At 39.5% G+C, this 18,431-nt stretch carries 15 protein-coding genes; 7 read left to right on the forward strand and 8 right to left on the reverse strand.

Going from position 1 to position 18,431, the window contains the following annotated elements:
* Positions 1–52 precede the first annotated feature (52 nt).
* Genes rpiB through glyA form a run of 3 tightly spaced genes read right to left on the reverse strand, consistent with a single transcriptional unit; the run spans position 53 to position 2,606 of the window.
* On the reverse strand, positions 53–490 hold the full coding sequence (rpiB, locus tag CHU_RS17630) for a ribose 5-phosphate isomerase B (RefSeq protein WP_011586969.1): 438 nt from the start codon (positions 488–490) through the stop codon (positions 53–55).
* A 4-nt stretch (positions 491–494) separates the two neighbouring features.
* Positions 495–1,298 carry a twin-arginine translocase subunit TatC gene (gene tatC / locus CHU_RS17635; RefSeq protein ID WP_011586970.1) on the reverse strand — a complete coding sequence of 268 codons (804 nt, stop codon included), beginning with the start codon at positions 1,296–1,298 and terminating at the stop codon, positions 495–497.
* A gap of 12 nt (positions 1,299–1,310) precedes the next feature.
* A complete protein-coding gene (gene glyA / locus CHU_RS17640; RefSeq protein ID WP_011586971.1) occupies positions 1,311–2,606 on the reverse strand; it encodes a serine hydroxymethyltransferase in 1,296 nt (431 codons plus the stop codon).
* A 222-nt stretch (positions 2,607–2,828) separates the two neighbouring features.
* Between glyA and CHU_RS17645 the strand changes: the two genes are divergently transcribed.
* On the forward strand, positions 2,829–3,506 hold the full coding sequence (locus tag CHU_RS17645; RefSeq protein ID WP_011586972.1) for a hypothetical protein: 678 nt from the start codon (positions 2,829–2,831) through the stop codon (positions 3,504–3,506).
* A gap of 41 nt (positions 3,507–3,547) precedes the next feature.
* On the opposite strand, the gene CHU_RS17650 is transcribed toward CHU_RS17645, so the two are convergent.
* Both CHU_RS17650 and CHU_RS17655 read right to left on the reverse strand, forming a co-directional pair.
* Positions 3,548–5,053 (reverse strand): ATP-binding cassette domain-containing protein, encoded by a 1,506-nt coding sequence (locus CHU_RS17650; RefSeq protein ID WP_011586973.1) that lies wholly within the window; start codon positions 5,051–5,053, stop codon positions 3,548–3,550.
* Positions 5,054–5,243: 190 nt separating this feature from the next.
* A complete protein-coding gene (locus CHU_RS17655) occupies positions 5,244–6,188 on the reverse strand; it encodes an arginase (protein WP_011586974.1) in 945 nt (314 codons plus the stop codon).
* Between the two features lie 77 nt (positions 6,189–6,265).
* On the opposite strand from CHU_RS17655, the gene CHU_RS17660 reads away from it, so the two are divergent.
* Positions 6,266–7,141 (forward strand): META domain-containing protein, encoded by an 876-nt coding sequence (locus tag CHU_RS17660; RefSeq protein ID WP_041932483.1) that lies wholly within the window; start codon positions 6,266–6,268, stop codon positions 7,139–7,141.
* A gap of 67 nt (positions 7,142–7,208) precedes the next feature.
* Here CHU_RS17660 and CHU_RS17665 read toward each other — a convergent pair whose 3' ends face one another.
* Positions 7,209–8,270 carry a hypothetical protein gene (locus CHU_RS17665; protein ID WP_011586977.1) on the reverse strand — a complete coding sequence of 354 codons (1,062 nt, stop codon included), beginning with the start codon at positions 8,268–8,270 and terminating at the stop codon, positions 7,209–7,211.
* A gap of 235 nt (positions 8,271–8,505) precedes the next feature.
* On the opposite strand from CHU_RS17665, the gene CHU_RS17670 reads away from it, so the two are divergent.
* Positions 8,506–9,234, forward strand: coding sequence for a DsbA family protein (locus tag CHU_RS17670; RefSeq protein ID WP_011586978.1), 729 nt, complete (start codon positions 8,506–8,508; stop codon positions 9,232–9,234).
* A 64-nt stretch (positions 9,235–9,298) separates the two neighbouring features.
* Positions 9,299–10,168, forward strand: coding sequence for a 4,5-DOPA dioxygenase extradiol (gene ygiD, locus CHU_RS17675; RefSeq protein ID WP_011586979.1), 870 nt, complete (start codon positions 9,299–9,301; stop codon positions 10,166–10,168).
* A gap of 91 nt (positions 10,169–10,259) precedes the next feature.
* On the opposite strand, the gene CHU_RS17680 is transcribed toward ygiD, so the two are convergent.
* Together CHU_RS17680 and dxs are read right to left on the reverse strand one after the other, a co-directional pair.
* Positions 10,260–11,048 (reverse strand): alpha/beta fold hydrolase, encoded by a 789-nt coding sequence (locus tag CHU_RS17680; RefSeq protein ID WP_011586980.1) that lies wholly within the window; start codon positions 11,046–11,048, stop codon positions 10,260–10,262.
* 106 nt (positions 11,049–11,154) lie between these two features.
* On the reverse strand, positions 11,155–13,065 hold the full coding sequence (gene dxs, locus CHU_RS17685) for a 1-deoxy-D-xylulose-5-phosphate synthase (RefSeq protein WP_011586981.1): 1,911 nt from the start codon (positions 13,063–13,065) through the stop codon (positions 11,155–11,157).
* A gap of 300 nt (positions 13,066–13,365) precedes the next feature.
* On the opposite strand from dxs, the gene CHU_RS17690 reads away from it, so the two are divergent.
* The 3 genes from CHU_RS17690 to CHU_RS17700 all read left to right on the forward strand — a co-directional run bounded on the left by CHU_RS17690 (position 13,366) and on the right by CHU_RS17700 (position 18,421).
* On the forward strand, positions 13,366–14,154 hold the full coding sequence (locus tag CHU_RS17690) for a segregation and condensation protein A (RefSeq protein ID WP_011586982.1): 789 nt from the start codon (positions 13,366–13,368) through the stop codon (positions 14,152–14,154).
* A 140-nt stretch (positions 14,155–14,294) separates the two neighbouring features.
* Complete coding sequence (locus tag CHU_RS17695) at positions 14,295–16,229, forward strand: transglutaminase-like domain-containing protein (protein WP_041932484.1); 1,935 nt, start codon at positions 14,295–14,297, stop codon at positions 16,227–16,229.
* Between the two features lie 23 nt (positions 16,230–16,252).
* A complete protein-coding gene (locus tag CHU_RS17700; protein WP_011586984.1) occupies positions 16,253–18,421 on the forward strand; it encodes a DUF3857 domain-containing protein in 2,169 nt (722 codons plus the stop codon).
* Positions 18,422–18,431 lie beyond the last annotated feature (10 nt).

Consider the following 18,431-nt stretch of genomic DNA (forward strand, 5'->3'; position numbering starts at 1 on the left):
ACAGCCCATGGTTTAAACCATGGGCTGTTTTGTTATGCGCTGGGGGCGGGTATTATGCGCAGGCAATTTTATTGACGCGGCCTTCGTGTCTGCCGCCTTCAAATGCTGTTTCTACAAACATTTTTACACAGGCAATTGCTTCTTCAATGGGAATAAAGCGTGCCGGAAGGCACAATACGTTTGCGTTGTTATGCTGGCGTGTAAGCATTGCTATTTCAGGAGTCCAGCATAAGCCTGCACGTATGTGCTGATGTTTGTTTGCTGTCATGCAAACGCCGTTACCACTTCCGCAGATCAGGATTCCAAACGTTGCTTTTCCGGTTTCAACAGCTTCTGCTACCGGATGAGAGAAATCAGGATAATCTACAGACGCTTCAGAGAATGGTCCGCAGTCGATCGTTTTATGACCCTGAGTCTCTAAGTATGCAATGATTTCTTTTTTATAGGTGTAACCGGCATGGTCACCACCTAATGCGATTGTATACGCCATAATTTTATTCCGCTTCTTTTAATTTTCTTTTATAAACAACAGCGCTTACAAATATGCTTATCTCATAAAGCATATACATAGGCACCAGCATTAATAGCTGGCTTAATACATCCGGTGATGGTGTAAGGATAGCTGAAATAACAGCCATCACAACAATAGCATGTCTTCTGTATTGTTTCATATACATAGGCGTCATGATACCCATTAATGAAAGGAAATAAACAACTACCGGTAACTGGAAAATAACCCCGCCTCCTAAGGCCATCATACATAAGGTGGAAATGTATGACGTAACATCGAAGCTGTTTTCGATAGAAGGATCTAATTTATAATTAGCAAGGAAATCAATTGCCAGCGGCGAAATGATGTAGTAACCGAATAAAATTCCGATGAAGAACAATATGGAAACACCCAGCACAACGCCGCGCACATTCTTGCGCTCATTTGGGTGTAACGCAGGAGCAATGAATTGCCACAGTTGATAGGCAATATAAGGGAATGCTACGATCGCGCCTGTAATTAAGGATGCCAGCAGGTGCATGGTAAACTGTCCTGTCATGGTGCGGCTCATTAATGTAAAATTCATTTCACCGATACAATAATTAAAATATTTGCAAAGTATGGTAAAGGTTGGAAAATCAGGTCTTGACGGAGCCATTAAGATATCATGAAAGATAATATCCATATTAAAAAAAGCGATGATGGTTAAAACCATCACCGCTAATATTGCTTTTATTAAATGTTTCCTTAATTCCTCGAGATGGTCCAGGAAGGACATTTCTTTTTTTTCTTCTGTAGTATCGCTCACCGGATTCGGGAATTAAATATATAATGGATATTGTGCCATCCAGTTGTTTACGTCTTTACGTACAGTTTCAATTACAGAATCTTTAGTCTGGTTCATTAAAACGGTATCGATCATTTCAACAATACGGATCATGTCATCACCAACCATACCACGGCTTGTAATAGCAGCTGTACCTACACGCATACCTGAAGTAACAAACGGAGATTTGTCGTCAAACGGAACCATGTTTTTGTTGATCGTAATATCTGCGCGGATCAGCGCGTTTTCAGCTTCTTTACCGGTTAAGTTTTTACTTCTAAGGTCGATCAGCATTAAGTGATTGTCTGTACCACCGGAAATGATATCGTATCCTTTTTTCAAAAATGCTTCAGCCATGATCTGTGCATTCTTTTGAATTTGTTTTGCATACTGTAAGTAATCCGTAGATAATGCTTCCTGGAAAGCTACCGCTTTAGCAGCAATAACGTGCTCTAACGGACCGCCTTGTGTACCCGGGAAAACGCCCATGTCTAATACATTAGACATCATACGTGTTTCACCTTTTGGTGTTTTTAAACCGAATGGGTTTTCAAAATCTTTACCCATCATGATCACACCACCACGCGGACCTCTCAATGTTTTATGCGTTGTTGTAGAAACAATGTGGCAATGCGGGATCGGGTCGTTCAATAAACCTTTTGCAATCAAACCGGCCGGGTGAGAAATATCTGCTAATAAGATAGCTCCAACGCTGTCTGCTATTTTGCGGAAGCGTGCATAATCCCAGTCACGTGAGTAGGCTGAAGCTCCGCAGATGATCATTTTAGGTTTTACTTTTAAAGCCGTTGCTTCAACAATATCCATGTTAATCAGACCGGATTCTTTTTCTACACCATAGAAATGTGCCTTGAAATATTTACCCGACATATTTACCGGTGAACCATGTGAAAGGTGACCACCGTGCGAAAGATCAAAACCTAAAATAGAATCTCCCGGATTCAGACACGCAATCATGATCGCAGCGTTTGCCTGTGCACCGGAGTGTGGCTGAACGTTTGCCCATTCAGCACCGAATAATTTTTTCAAACGATCAATAGCAATCTGCTCAACCTGATCAACAACCTGGCAACCTCCGTAATAACGCTTGCCCGGAAGGCCTTCAGCATATTTATTGGTAAGTACACTTCCCATTGCTTCCATCACTTGTTTTGAAGTGAAATTTTCTGAAGCAATTAATTCGATGCCTTCTTCCTGACGGTGAGCCTCTTTAGAGATTAAATCAAAAATTTGAGTATCTCTTGCTGTTGTGCGAATAGGTGCAGTAATCATATGTTTGATTGGTGATTTTAGGCCTCAAAATTACGGCTTTTCGGGGAGCATAAAAAGGAAAGATTCAATAAATCGACATTACTTTTAAATATCACGGGAACAGCATGTATGTTTGTGAATGTATACGTATGAAATTGGTGCACATGAATATTTTAATGGAAGTATAATATTCTATTAATCAAAGCCATATCATTAATTTCAGGAATTCTGTATATTTGAATTATGAAAAAGAGGCTTCTTTCAATTCTTTTGTTAATACTTGTTTTCTCGTATTCTGCCTATGCGCAACGGGTAGAAGATATTTTCTCAAATTCAGATTATACCGTCACCTGGTTCGGGATCGATTATTCCCATTCAAAAGTGATCGGTTATGTAAGCACATTTGGCGGCAATACACCGATTACAGCCACCGATTTGAGGGACAAATACTATCCTTCCTGGAATCACCTTATTCTGGACGAACCGGACAAATATGATGTTGCTTCGATGATCCGGAGAAAATCTGTTGCTGTAGACCTGAACCCGATAAAACAGGCTAATGCAGCCACACCGGTTGATTCTGTAGAAGCAGCCGTTACGCCGTATTACATGTTAGCAGACATACAGTCTTTTGTGTCTTTGTACGATACCAAAGACCGCGCGGGTATTGGTTTGGTTTTTATTGCTGAAAGCATGAATAGGCTGAAGAAAGAAGCCATCTATCATGTAGTATTTTTCAATATTGAAACGAAAGAAGTGCTGCTTCAGGAACGCATGCGCGGCGCACCTTTTGGTGCAGGTATCAGAAATTATTGGGCAGGCTCTTACGGAAATGTTATGTCGCAGATCCGGGATGAGCAGTATAAAAAATGGAAGAGCAAATATGCAGTAAAAGCCACGAGCCAGAAGCCAACGTGGTAAAATTGACCTCATGGCTTAGCCATGGATATGGTTGTGGTGTCTTAGTTTTCTTTCACCCGTCCGTTTTCAAGCATTAAGACATGATCAATACACGACGGCATATCGCTGGCATAGTGTGAAACATAGATCAATGTTTTTTCAATGTGATTGCAGACTGTATCAACCAATGAAGTAAAACGCTGGGTCTGTTCTTTATCCAGGCCCTGACAAGGTTCATCTAAAATCAGCACCGGTGGGTTTTTTACCAGAGCACGTGCAAGCAACAGCAAACGCTGCTGTCCTAACGATGTTTTATAAAAAGCTCTTTGTTTCAGGTGAATCACATCCAGCGCTTCCATCCAGTACGTAACCGTCTTTTGCTGCATAGCCGTTAGGCGCGTGGAAGAACCAACCTGGTCGTTTACACCTGAACTAACAATTTCAAAACAAGTGGTTTTATCCTGTGAAAACCCGCCCAGCGAATAATCGTTTTTAGCTAATGCCTGCGATTGAATGTAGCTGCTGCCACGCAACACGTGGTTATGCATTTCCGGAGAAACATAACCGATCTTTTTTTTGATCTCCCAGATGCTTTCACCATTTCCGCGTTTTTGATCAAAAAGAAATACATCATTCAGGTATACCTGCGGGTTATCTGCATTGATCAGACTCAGCAAGGTTGATTTACCCGAACCATTATGCCCAAGTAAGGCCCAATGCTCACCGCGTTTTACTGTCCACGAAATGTCATCGAGTATTTTTTTATTACCAAAAGAAACGTTCACGTGATTCATGTGTACCGCAACTTCAAACGGCGGAAATGCAGAGACAGAAATTTCTTTTAAATCTTCCCAGTTAACAGATCCGTTTTGTTGCTGTTGCATTTCTTCTATAATGCCAGGCGCATCTTTTGTTTGCGCACAAAGCGTTCCGGCTCTCATTAAAAAAATCTGATCGGCACATGCCGGAATTTCATCCGGTGTAGTAATGAGGATAACGGTAATTTTTTGTTCTTTAATCTTTTCCAGCAACTGATGCAGCTCACCGCGTGTTGCAGTATCCAGGCCTATAAATGGCTGGTCAAGAATTAATACATCCGGTTTTGTAAGCAGTGCCAGCGCAAGCTGCAGACGCTTGCCTTCTCCGTTTGACAGCTCAATAACAGGCTGCTGCAGTTTTTCAGATAAGTTTAATTGAGTAACAACTCTTTGCAGATCAGTTGCCGCAGATTTTTCTTTTAACAGAATATCGTTTACCGTAGGGAAGTTGCCGCTGTAATTACGGTCGTAACGCTGACCAAAATACGACTTTGTTTCGAATGCATACCTGAAATCATGCTGCTGCTGTACAATGGTTTTTTTTAAGTCAGGTGAAGAAAAATGTATCTCACCGGAAGACGCTTTCCAATGCCCGGCAAGTATTTTTGCAAGACTTGTTTTGCCGCTTCCGGAAGCACCTGTCAGAACAATACATTCCCCCGTATTGATAGAAAAGGAAATGTTGTTTAAGATATTTTCTGATTCGATGGAAAGAGAAAGGTTTTGTGCGTGTATGATGGGAGAGGGCATTGGAGCTTGTAATATATTAACTATTACTTTTCCCGGGACGGCACCCGGTTTTATTATGGCATGCTTTCAGCATTTTCGCATGGCTGTGACACACAGAGATTCTTAACTTTCAATAGCAGATTCCGGTGTGTGTGCCGCAGGCTATGGGTGAATGTTTGGAATTTGCATTTTGAATTGTGGAATTTGTCAGCTAGTCTTCCATCAGCACATCAATCAGCTCAATCACCGCTTTGCTCATGCTGTTGTTGTTATCAAGCAATGGATTTATTTCGGTAAATTCCCATAAACGGATATTCTTCAAACGTTTTAAGGTATCGACAACCTGCTTCGCTTCAGGCAAGAGCAGCCCGTTATACACAGGTGTACCCGTACCGGTAGAAACACTTGTGTCAAGCACATCAACATCGAAAGAAACATACACCGCATCGTAATCCGCAAAATAGGTTACTGCCTGATCCAGGATATAGGTTAAACCTTTTGCTTTTACATCATACGGGCTGTAATGATTTAATTTATAATCACGGATCAAATGATATTCCTGAATTTCGAAATCGCGCAGACCAATAAAGAAAATATCTTCCGGACCAATCTTTGGTGTAAGGCGGCTTGCTCCGCAATGTTTCAATTCTTCCCAGAAAGGTTTCAAGCCCGCATCAATCGTACTTCTGGAAAGTTCAATATTATCATACCCCATAGATGCTGATAGCGACATGCCGTGTAAATTACCGGAAGGGGTAGTATAAGGTGTATGCAGATCGGCATGTGCGTCTACCCAAATCACGCCTAACTTTTTATCTGCACCGATTGCTTCACGGATACCGGCCATAATACCAATAGCGTTACTATGGTCACCACTGATAACCAACGGATATTGTTTTTTTACGATCGCAGAAATTTCTTTCGCTGTATTGTTATTTAATTCAGACAAGAGTTTTGCATATTTTCCCTGTACATACGGGCCTGTTTCGCCTCTTTTTTCAGGAAAACTTGAAAGTGTTTTTTTAGAAAATTGTTTTAATACTGGTTGAGCTCTTTCTGCATCTGCTACCAACAGCGCATCCACGGCAAGTGAAGTGCCCATGCGCTGCGCGCCAATATCAGAAGGAACAGAAACAAGTATGTCCGGCTTTTTCATAAACGTATTACGATTAATTCTATTTGTAATGATACGAAAACCTTTCTACATTGGTCATACAATCAACAAAACTTGTTATGAGAAAATCGGTATTCATTGGATTTTTATGCAGTATTATTTTGATAGCCAGTTGTACCAGCCAGAAAAAGAAATTGGCAAAGATGCATACAGAGGATACAATTGTTAAAGCTCAACTGATACAGCATACAAAGGAAAGTCTGTTAAGTCCATATCAACATGTTAATTTTCAATTGGATTTAACAAAAAACAAAACTGCGTTTTACGGGTACAATACCGGCAGCAAATGGGAGTTGTGGGTAAAAACAGACAGTACCATTACCTTTAAATACGATGGAGAAGAAATGGTTTTTTCATCTGCAAAGACAACCGAAGCCCAGGATAACCCGGTTGTCAAATATCATTCGAAAACAATTGTATCCAATCCTTCTCAACCAGGATTAAAAAAATCAATCACCGTTATGATACGGGATGAAAAATACCTGGATGAAATACAAGGTACGTATGTGCCACTAAGTGTACGCATAGAAGTAGAAGACCATACCAACAAGACAACAGTAATTTATGCAGGCGGCGGTTTTTATGTAGTCAATCCAATCATCCATGATATATGGGTATTAGACAGTATGAGTAATGTAAAAGTATCTGCTGAAAATTTTCCGCTGGGCGCACCCAGGCTGGAATTTCATTTAGATGGCGGAAAGATTTATGGTTTTAGTGGGTGTAATGAAATTACCGCTACATTTTATACCATTCAAAATCAGATACAGTTAAACAGCGAAATTTCTACCCTTAAAAGCTGTGTGCATGTACCGCTGGAGCCTCTATTTATGGGTGCTTTGGCAAACAAACGGTATTACTATAGTTTTGAAGAAAGACGTTTGAAGTTAAAACATCGCGATGGATCAATACTGAGCTTTAAAAAAGTAGATTAGAGCAATATAAAAAAACCTCCCGGCAAATTCGCCGGGAGGTTTTTTTTATTCGGTTCAACACAATTAATTAATAAGGTATATAAGAACTGGCTGAATAAATGGCCGAATTATCAGAAGCTTTCCGCAAAGAGAAGTCTATTTTATACCCGGCGGAGTTACAGCTTCCATCATACGTATAAACAGCATTATCATATCTGTAACCGGCTTCACCACTCCAGTAAAACTTTGTATAACCTAATGCTACATATACTGGTTTTGCCGTGTACGACGTATATTCCACTTTACCTTGTTTCAGCACATAAGGTCCATAATAATCAGGTCCGCAATCATACCATTTGAACGGAGTCGTTACATCACAGATAAATTTTTCATTTTCAGTGTTCAGCCCGATCTCACTTACGTTCGTAAAATTACCGCCTGAGCCATTGTTGAAATAATCAGCAGAAGCAAAGCTTGTATCACCCTCAAGTTTAAATGTAATACCGGTTTCAGTACCAGGTGTATTCTGGAAAGTACGTTTACGGAAAATTTTCCACGAACGTGTAAATGCAACTGCTGTATTTGTACCTGTGGTATCAAAGGTTAAGGTCATATCGCCACGCACTTTGTGAATCACCTCGGCATTTGGTGTATTGGTGAACAGGGTGATCAGCGAACCGCCGCTTGCGTTGGTGATGTAGGCAGTACCGTTGTAGATTACAGATTGATTTGAATTTGTGTACAACACTTTATAATTGGTAAAAACTACTTTAAGTTTTGCATTCTGATCCGAAAAAGTAGTGCCGCTTATAAGTGTAACATCAATAGAACCGCTTATTACACGGTACGGATTGCAATTGGAACCACTTTGCGAATAATCAATGGTAAAATTTTTCTTGTCGAATGTTACTTTACCGCAAGGCAATACGGTTCCTGAAGTTCGGAGAGAAGAGGTAGATGCATTCTCATATTCAGTTGAATTGTAGACGGTCTCTATATCATCATAGGCACGCTGCATTTCGCTTCTGGCAGAAGCATCATCTGCTTTTGTTTTTTGCTGGTAAACAGGTTTTTCTTCTTCTGTTTTTTTGCAGCTAAAAATCAATAGGGGAAAGGATGCCAGTAAAATGGAATAAATGATTTTTTTCATACTATCTCTGATATCGGTTATGTTTACGGATGTTCAATAAATATGCCAGTAATCATATAACAAGCCCTATAAAAACAACAGCCTTCTTTTAAACGTATTGGAAAATAATTAGTTATAAATTCGAAAATTTGAATAAAATCTACGCTGTTAGTAATTTAAAGGGTTTTAGTTTAAATACTGAATTAATTAAACCAATTAGATGTTATAACATCAAATGCAAAGTAGCGTTGAAACTATGAATAACATAAAATTCTATATCATTCTGCTGGCAATACTTTTTACAGGTTCAGGAAGTACGTGTGTTCAGAAACAAAAGGACTCAGAAAAAATGAAACTGCTCTATGTATACGATCCGTTATGTGGTTGGTGCTACGGGTTTGGGCCGGTAGTTGAAAAGATTGAAAAAAATTATAAGGGTACAGTTGACGTAGAGATAATCAGCGGAGGAATGGTCATGGGAAATAGAATAGCACCGATAGGAAATATGTCGGAATATATTCTGGATGCTATTCCAAGGTTACAGCGTATGACAGGCATTGAGTTTGGCCAACCCTATATTACTTTATTAAAAGAAGGCTCCTATGTGACATCTTCTGAAAAACCATCGATTGCATTGTGTGTGTATAAATCATTTACAGCGGAACGTGCGGTAGAATATGGCCATGCGATACAGACATCTTTTTACAAAGAAGGAAAAGATCTGAATCAGGATGTGTTGTATGCAGATCTTGCAACGTCTTATGGCATCGATCGCGCAGCATTTTTGAAACGCATGAAAGATTCGGTTTACTTCAATCAGGCACATGAAGAATTTAAACGTGCTGCAGCTCTTGGTGTGACTGGTTTTCCCACCTTGCTGCTTAAACAGGAAAATGGATATACAGCACTTACCGAAGGGTATGCAACGTATGAATCAATTGAAAAGCAACTGCAGAAACATGTAAAAGCTGCCGGAACAAAATAACCGAAAGAGAACATTTGCTGTAAAATCAGAAACAGTTCGTTAAAAAATAGAACGCATAGAGATTATGCAACGGAGAAAATTCATTAAAAACGCCGCGCTTGCCGGTACCGCAATGATTGGTTTACATCAATTTGCCCGAGCCTGGGACAATGAGCCCAAGGTTAATGGGATTATGCCTGTATTGTTTGTTGGTCATGGAAGTCCAATGAATGCTATTGAACAGAATAAATTTAATGCAACCTGGAAAGAGTTAGCAGCTAAATTACCAACGCCCAAAGCGATCATGGTTGTTTCGGCACATTGGGAAACTGTAGGTACAAAAGTTACTGCCATGCCTAACCCGGCAACCATACATGACTTCGGAGGCTTCCCCAGGGAATTGCATGAAGCAGAATATCCGGCACCCGGTTCCCCCGAGTTCGCGCGGATAACAAAAGAGTTACTGGCAAAATGGGAAGTTCATGAAGATCAGGCCTGGGGTCTGGATCACGGTACATGGTCTGTATTGATGCCGATGTATCCGGAAGCAACTATTCCTGTTTATCAGATGAGCCTGGATGTGCGTAAAAAACCGGAAGAGCAGTTTGCCCTTGCACAGGATCTGTATGAACTTCGCAAGCGGGGTGTATTGATCATTGGCAGCGGAAACATCGTACACAACCTGCGCATGATGCAATGGAACGATACAGCGTATGACTGGGCAAGCGCCTTCAATGCAAATGTGAAAGACATTATTTCAGGAAGCGATTATTCAAAACTGATCCAATACCAATCGCTGGAAAATTATAAATATGCAATACCAACACCAGAGCATTATTTACCGTTGCTTTACACGCTGGCATTAAAGAAAAACAACGACACCATTTCGTTTTTTAATGATGTTACAACGAACGGTTCAATTGCTATGACAGGGGTATTGATTCATTCCGTATAAGGTCAACGCTCTGACAGGAAAAAAACGTCAGACTGTACTATCTGAACAGGTGCTCTGCGGTTTTTTCCGTCAGAGCGTCTGCTGTTTCAGGTCAGTATTTACCGATCGAACAGTGTTTAATAAAGTTTTTTATAACGTCGAGCGTTTTTTCTTTTTGTTCAAACATACCCATGTGTCCGCAATTTTCAATCTCAGCACATTGAATGTGCCCTGAAAGCGAGGCTTGCTCTTTTAATTTATCGATCGGAATGGTTGCATCATTTTTTCCTCCAATCAATAAAACAGGTACAGATAAAGAAGCTAATACGGCAGTACGATCCGGGCGATCTCTCATAGCAAGGGTTGTAGCAATGATGCCATGCCCGGAAGATTGCTTCGCTATCCGTTTTAGCATGGCTATTTCTTCTTTCATTGCCAAACGGTTTTGCAATAAAAATAACGGCTCTATAAACGATTGGGTAAACAGGTCGGCATTGTATTTTTGAATGAAGGCAATAGTCTTATCACGGTTCGATTTGCGTTCTTCAGAATCAGCATAAGCTGTAGAATGAAACAGACAGAGGCCGCTGAGCGTCGCTGCGTATTTTTCTGCATAGGCCAAACCAACATACCCGCCCAGTGAATGACCGATGTAGGTAAAAGATGCAATATTTAATTGAAGCAGCAATCGACGCACTTCTTCGGCAAACCATTCCATACTCACAGATTCTTTGTCGAGCAGTGATTCTCCAAAGCCAGGCAAATCAAGGCATATCACACGATTGGAAACAGTTAAGGATTCTATAAAATCATTCCACATTTCTTTGCTTTCACAAAACCCATGAACAAAAACCAGTGCAGCTCCGTTTCCTTTATCTGTGAATGTAATGGCTTTACTCATACTAGTAGGTGCCAGGCAGAAACGAATCTGCCTAAAGCGATTAATCAGGTAATAAAAAAGCCGGGGAATAGACCACCGGCTTGTTATGTATATGTTTTGAAAAGAATTATTTTAATACAACACCGGAAAGGTTACGAACGGTTCTGGCAATGCTTTGCGGGTCGAAGCCGCATTCTTTGTGCAGTTCAGCCTGCTCACCATGTTCAACAATACGGTCGGGAATACCCAGCCGGATTACTTGCGCCGCATAGTTGTTATCTGCCATAAATTCCAATACGGCCGAACCAAAGCCACCCATTAAGCAGCCATCTTCCACCGTAATTATTTTTTTAAATTTCTTAAACACCAGGTGAAGCATTTCTTCATCAATTGGTTTAACAAAACGCATATCAAAATGGGCAGGAGATAATTCTTCTTCGCGCAGTAATGCTTTTGCTTCAATAACATAATTACCGATATGGCCTATGCTGAGGATGGCAACATCATCTCCGTCACTTACTTTTCTGCCCTTGCCAATCGTAATTTCTTCAAAAGGTGTTTTCCAGTTGGGCATTACACCCTGGCCGCGTGGGTAACGGATAGAGAAAGGCCCTTTATTTTTTTGCAGTTGAGCTGTATACATTAAGTTCCGCAGTTCCTGTTCATTCATCGGAGCAGAAACCACTAAGTTTGGTATGCAGCGGAAAAAAGCAAGATCATAGGCGCCGTGGTGTGTTGGTCCGTCGACACCGGCAAAGCCCGCACGATCCAGGCAGAAAATAACATGCAAATTCTGAATACACACATCATGGATTACCTGATCGTATGCGCGCTGCATGAATGTTGAATAAATATTACAGAAAGGAATTAATCCCTGTGTGGCTAAACCGGCAGAAAAAGTAACGGCATGCTGTTCGGCAATGCCTACATCAAATGCCCGGTCGGGCATTTTTTCCATCATTAAATTCAGCGAACATCCTGAAGGCATGGCAGGCGTAATACCCATGATCTTATCATTCTTTTCCGCCAGTTCAATAATGGTATTTCCAAAAACATCCTGGTATTTAGGAGCCTGAGGTGTATCGTAGGTCTTAACGTGAATTTGTCCCGTTACTTTATCAAATTTTCCCGGCGCGTGCCATTTAACCTGATCTTTTTCGGCAAGCGCATACCCCTTGCCTTTAACGGTCAGGGTGTGTAAGATCTTTGGTCCGGGAATATCTTTTAAATCATTCAGCACCTGTACCAGGTGGTTCAGGTCATGGCCATCTACCGGACCGAAATAACGTATATGCAGCGATTCAAATAAGTTGCTTTGCTTAAGCAACGATGCTTTTAACCCGCTTTCAACTTTAGAAGCTATTGCCTGCGCATTGGGTCCGAACTTACTTATTTTTCCAAGCATGTTCCATACTTCATCCCGCACACGGTTGTACGTGCGGGAAGTTGTGATGTCAACCAGATAATCTTTCAGCGCACCCACATTCGGATCAATTGCCATGCAATTGTCGTTAAGCACGATCAGCAAATTTGAATTGGTAACACCGGCATGATTCATCGCTTCAAAAGCCATTCCGCCTGTTAATGCACCGTCACCGATTACGGCAATGTGCTGGCGGTTGTCTTTTTGATACTGACTGGCTACAGCCATACCCAGTGCTGCCGATATAGAGGTTGAAGAGTGTCCGACACCAAACGTATCATATGGGCTTTCGGAACGTTTCGGAAAACCCGAAAGTCCGTTATAGGTTCGGTTTGTATGGAAATTTTCCATACGGCCGGTTAATATTTTATGCCCGTATGCCTGGTGGCCAACATCCCACACAAGCTGATCTACAGGTGTATTAAATACATAATGTAAGGCAACGGTCAGTTCAACCACACCTAGGCTCGCGGCAAAATGCCCGCCATATACTGAGACATTGTCTACAATAAATTGACGTAACTCTTCACTTACCTGAATGAGTTGAGTTTCATCGAGTTTTCTCAGCTCTTCGGGGGAATGAATCGTACGTAATAGTTCTCCAGGTTGAATCACAGGTAGCCTTTTCTTATTTTATATCAAAACAAAGATAAACAATATTTGTTTAACCAATAGCAAACAAACAGGGTTGATTGCCTCTCTTAACGAAGAGGATACATGTTTTTGGTATTCTTGTAGGAAAACAATTTTCTGCCTGAAAAGGTTTATGCACATACTATCAACATTAATTAACGCAATTATCAACGCATAACGTGCAAAAGATGCTGATATTCAATATAGTTGTTCCCTTTATGAATAGGTATATTTGAAGTAGAAATTGATTGAATTATACAGGCCACCTCATCCAAAGAAGCAATGTCGAAAGAAGCGAGTTTTGAAATACAGTTACCTCTGTTTGCTGGTCCCTTTGACCTGCTCTTGTTCTTTATTGAACGGGATGAACTGGATATTTATGACATTCCGATTTCTAAGATCACCAACGACTTTTTAGAATACATTCATCGTCTGGAAAAGATGAATGTTGATATTGCCAGCGAATTCATACTGGTTGCGGCTACACTGATGCGTATTAAAGCAAAAACGTTGTTGCCCAGACCGGATATTGATCCGCAGGGCAATGAAATAGATCCAAGAGAAGAGTTGGTATCGCACTTGCTGGAATACAAGAAATATAAGTCGGTTATTGCAGAATTTTCTGAACTGGAAGAAACTTCGCTGAAGCGTGAAAAACGTGGAAATATAGCCAAAGAGTTAAAGCTATTGTCTGAAGTAAGCAACGTTGAGACAGAACTGCAGGATATAGATTTATATAAATTATTAAAAGTGTTTGAAAAGGTCATTGTCCGCTGGAAAGAAGAAAAGACAAAACCTGTGCACCATGTTGTTCAATACCCTTATTCTATTGAATTACAAAAGGAATACATCATCAACAAAGTGAGCCGCGGCCAACGTATATCATTCACGGAAATAATCAACGACATTCCGGTGAAAATGGCTGTGATCTATAACTTCCTTTCCATATTGGAATTACTCGCATTGCAAAAAATTCAGCTTCATTTGGGAGAAGGCTTTAATAACTTCTGGATTGCACAATACGACGGAGAGCACGCTGCGGTGAACGAATACGCAAACGACATAGAATAGTTGTAAAAAATAATTGGTATTAGGTGAAAAATTTTTAATTATTTTATCTAATACCAATTATACTGGAATTCAATAATATTTTTATTATACTTGTTTTGTCGTTACCCTTATCTGTTTTACCCCATTACTTTTTACAAAAAATGAAATTTAGTAAATCTATTCTGTCTGCACTGCTGCTGTGTAGTGTACATGTTCTTATTGCTCAAGTCAACACTCCTGAATCCATTAAGTTAGCAACGGATATCAGCAAAATTTATCCGGATGCAAATGTCTACATACAAGACAATGCAACAAAAGTCAGCTATACAGTCATTGACGGAAAATCCAAAGGTGCGCAGCTTAAAATCGGAACAGAAAACAATGCGGAATACCTTTCTTTAAAAGACAATACAGGTATCGGAGTAGATGAATCATACAATAGTTTTTCAACCATTGACAAAATGCTTTCTTACAGCAAGTCAGGTTCAAAATATGTATTGAATTATAATATGGCAATTGATAAGGCCGTAGAGTCGGGTGGTATTTTCCATTCAGATGCGCGCTACAAATATTTTGAACTGGACTTCAGCAATAAAGGGTCGTATAAGAAAACGGAAATTGTTAAAAGTTATAACGACTATAAATTTATTGATGCGCTGTATTTCCACACCAGTCATCCGCAAAAGAAACATGTAATATCCATTCAGACACCCTCTAATGTTGACATAGAACTGGTTGAATTTAATTTTGAAGCGTACAGGATCACAAAAAAAACAGACACCGATCCTAAAACACAAATTAAAACAATCAGTTACGAACTAAATGATATCAAAGCTTACCAGCGTGAGAGAGGTTCAACAGGAAGCGATATGAATCTGCCGCATGTTGTTATGGTAGTGAAATCGTATTCTTTTAAAGGCACAAAAACTACCTGCTTTGAAAGCTACAACGATTTCTACAAATTTTTACATAAGCTGAACAGCGAAGTAGAACCGTATGAGGAAATGGTAAAGGATTATGCAGATAGAATTGTAAAAGGAAAAACAACCGATGAAGAAAAAGTCAAAGCTTTATACTATTGGGTACAGGACAATATACGCTACATCGCCTTTGAATATGGGATCGCAGGCTTTAAGCCAATGTCAACAAAAGAAGTTCTGGATAAAAAATACGGAGACTGTAAAGCTGTGGCAAATCTGTTAGCTACCATGCTGCGTTCGCAGGGTTATACAGCAAAATTTGTGTGGATCCATACCAATCATTCCAAATACACGTGTACGTTACCTTATTTAGGCATCTTTAACCATGCAATTTGTGTATTATACATGAACAACAAAACATACTTTTTAGATTGTACAGAAAGTTATGCAGCGTTTGGCGAAAACGCATACAGAATTCAAGGACGTCCGGTAATGGTTGAAGACGGAGATGTATATAAAATCGAAACAATACCGTTTGAAGATATTAACAGTTCAAAGTATGATGAAAAAGTTTCGATAAAAATTGTAAACGATAAATTAGCAGGTGAAGCAGAAACCACGGCAAAAGGAGATTTAAAGAATTATTATATCCGTCAATACCACTTTGCTAAATCAGAAAACAAACCGGATTATTTTAAACAGTATTATACAAAAGCCAACAGCAACATTTCTGTTTCAACGGTTACAACATCTGATTTATTTAACAGAGAAATTCCGTTTTATTCCAAATATGCATTTGAGTTAAGCAACCAGGTATTTAAAGATGAAAATGAATTGTTTGTAAATTTAGAATTTGACAATTCATTTGGCAGAAATTCTAAAGATACATCCAGGCTGACAGACTACACCTTTGACATGATCATCAACTATGATATTACGGTTAGCCTTACCGTACCTGCAGGATATAAAGTAAGCGAGCTTCCTCCGCCATTCAAAATAAATAATGAGTACTGCAAAATAAACCTGGAATACACCGTTGCAGGAACAAAAGTAGTATACAAAAAATCATTTGTTTTTCCGTCGGGAGTTATTCCAAAAGATAAGGCTGCAGAATGGGTGAAGATCCAAAAGGATTTAAAAAAATATTATACCAATCAAATAACACTTATTAAGTAACGATCACTTTTTCTACATATACTATGCGTTCTATTTTAATATCAATTGCTTTACTCGCGAGCCATATTACAATGGCACAGGTTCGTACAACTGTTACTGTCCGCAATGCAAAGGAGCTTGAACAGCTCTCTCAACGGTTTGACACGGAAGCGGCAAAAATAAAAGAAGTGCCTAAAAAATATGAAAATGAATCGGTTGTAGTTTTATTTCACTCCGCCAACTTTTTTATAGAAAGAGGAGAAGTTATTTATTTTGTTGAACGTGTTAAAACGCGCGTATACCTGAAGGATAAAGCTGCAGTAGAAAAATATTCTACCTATTATACGTCTGGTTATGGAGACAACAATTCTTCGGAAGTAACGATTATAAAACCAGACGGCACATCAAGTACACTGGAGTTAAAAGATGGGATTAAGGAAACCAATTCAGCTTCTATTCCTATTCATTACAGATCCAGCGTAACGCTAAACCAAACGTATTACAAATTTGCGCTGCCCGATCTGGAGCCTGGAGATATTATTGATTATACTCAGGTATCAAAAAATCCTATGGGAATACTAACAGGAAACATTCCATTTTCACGTATTTACCTGGCATCAGACTTTCCAGTAGTGAGAACATTTATTACAATAGAAGTGCCAACAAAAGATGCGTACATGTATCTTGAATCGTTGAATGGTGCACCGCTGCTAAACAGAAAAGGTGGAGATAATGGCTTGATCACGTTTTCTTTGCAGGATTCGCTGCGAGATAAAATTTTAAACGACTGGAAATTGCCGCGTGAAAAATACGTTCCGCACATTAAGTTTATTCTTACAAGATATACAGGAGCAGATAATAACCAGGTGATTCCGGTAAGAACAGCGGATAGCCGCATTCATGGCAAATTGACAAACGATGAATTTGTGCGTGCTGCGAATCTTGTAAAAAACGTGGAAGGATTTGGAGCAGCAGCTGCCAAAATAGTTATATCCGAAGTAATTGCCGCTAACCCGGAAGCTAAAACCGACGTGAATAAATTAATGGAGTTGTCGTGGTATTATATCCGCCGGAAAGTAATTACAGAAGAACCGATTTATTATTCAGAAATGTATGTTCCAAGAGGACAATATGATTTGTATATCGCAAGTATTTTTATGCAGATCCTTACAAAGAAAAAAGAATCATTCGATTTTGTTTTAACAACAGGAAATAAAAATGCAGGCATTAAAAATGTGATAAGCCCGATGGAGATCAGCTGGGGCATACGCTGGAAAGGAAAATACCTGATGTATCCATCGTATTACATGCAGTTTGGCGAATTACAGAATGTGTATCAGGGAGGTGAAGCCATGATCGTTAAAAACTATAATTTAAAACTTAAAACATTTTCATTTAACACTGAAGTATTGCCTAAACTTGATTATAAGGATAATCAGCTGATAGAAAAATACAACATATCAATTACGGAAGATTTTGATAAAATTGCCTGCACACGAACAATGACTGCAAAAAAAGGTTTTACCGGAACCTTCATTCAGGATTACTACATGCGCGATTTTAATGATGATCAGCTTAAATATATTAAGAAATACAAAGCAACAGATTCGACCACACTATACAAAGGATTAAAGGCTTCTGTGGCAGAAGAATTAAAAAGAAAACATAAAGAAGAGCAGGTGCAATACTTCAAAAATATTCGTGATGCACACATTGAATTGGTGAAAGATGAATATTATATGATGGATGAATATAAGTCATATAAGGTAAGCGGTTATGCAATGACACCAAATTCTCCGGAATTTTTAATTGAAGAATCGTTTACTTTGAATGATTTGGTTAAAAAGGCAGGTAATGGATATATGGTCCGTATAGGCGCACTGCTGGGCGACTACGATAAAGTAGAAGAAGATTTTAGAAAACGCAATTACAGCGGCGCGCTGGATCTGCCTTCAACAAAAACGGCAACAATTACTTTCCAGATTCCGGATGGCTACAAAGTTTCTTCTCTTGATAAAGCAAACAGATCTTTTTCTAACGGATTTATGGATATGGAATCATCGCTGACAGTTGTAGATAATACTGTGGTTCTAACCGTTACACGCAATATCAAGAAAACTGATTTCACGGTGGAAGAGTTTGCAACGATGGTAAAATATTATGATGAGATGTATGAACTTACCCAAAGCCAAATAGTATTAAAGAAAAAATAAGCAACAGAAT

The organism is Cytophaga hutchinsonii ATCC 33406 (assembly GCF_000014145.1).
In the GTDB taxonomy this organism is placed as follows: Bacteria; Bacteroidota; Bacteroidia; order Cytophagales; family Cytophagaceae; genus Cytophaga; species Cytophaga hutchinsonii.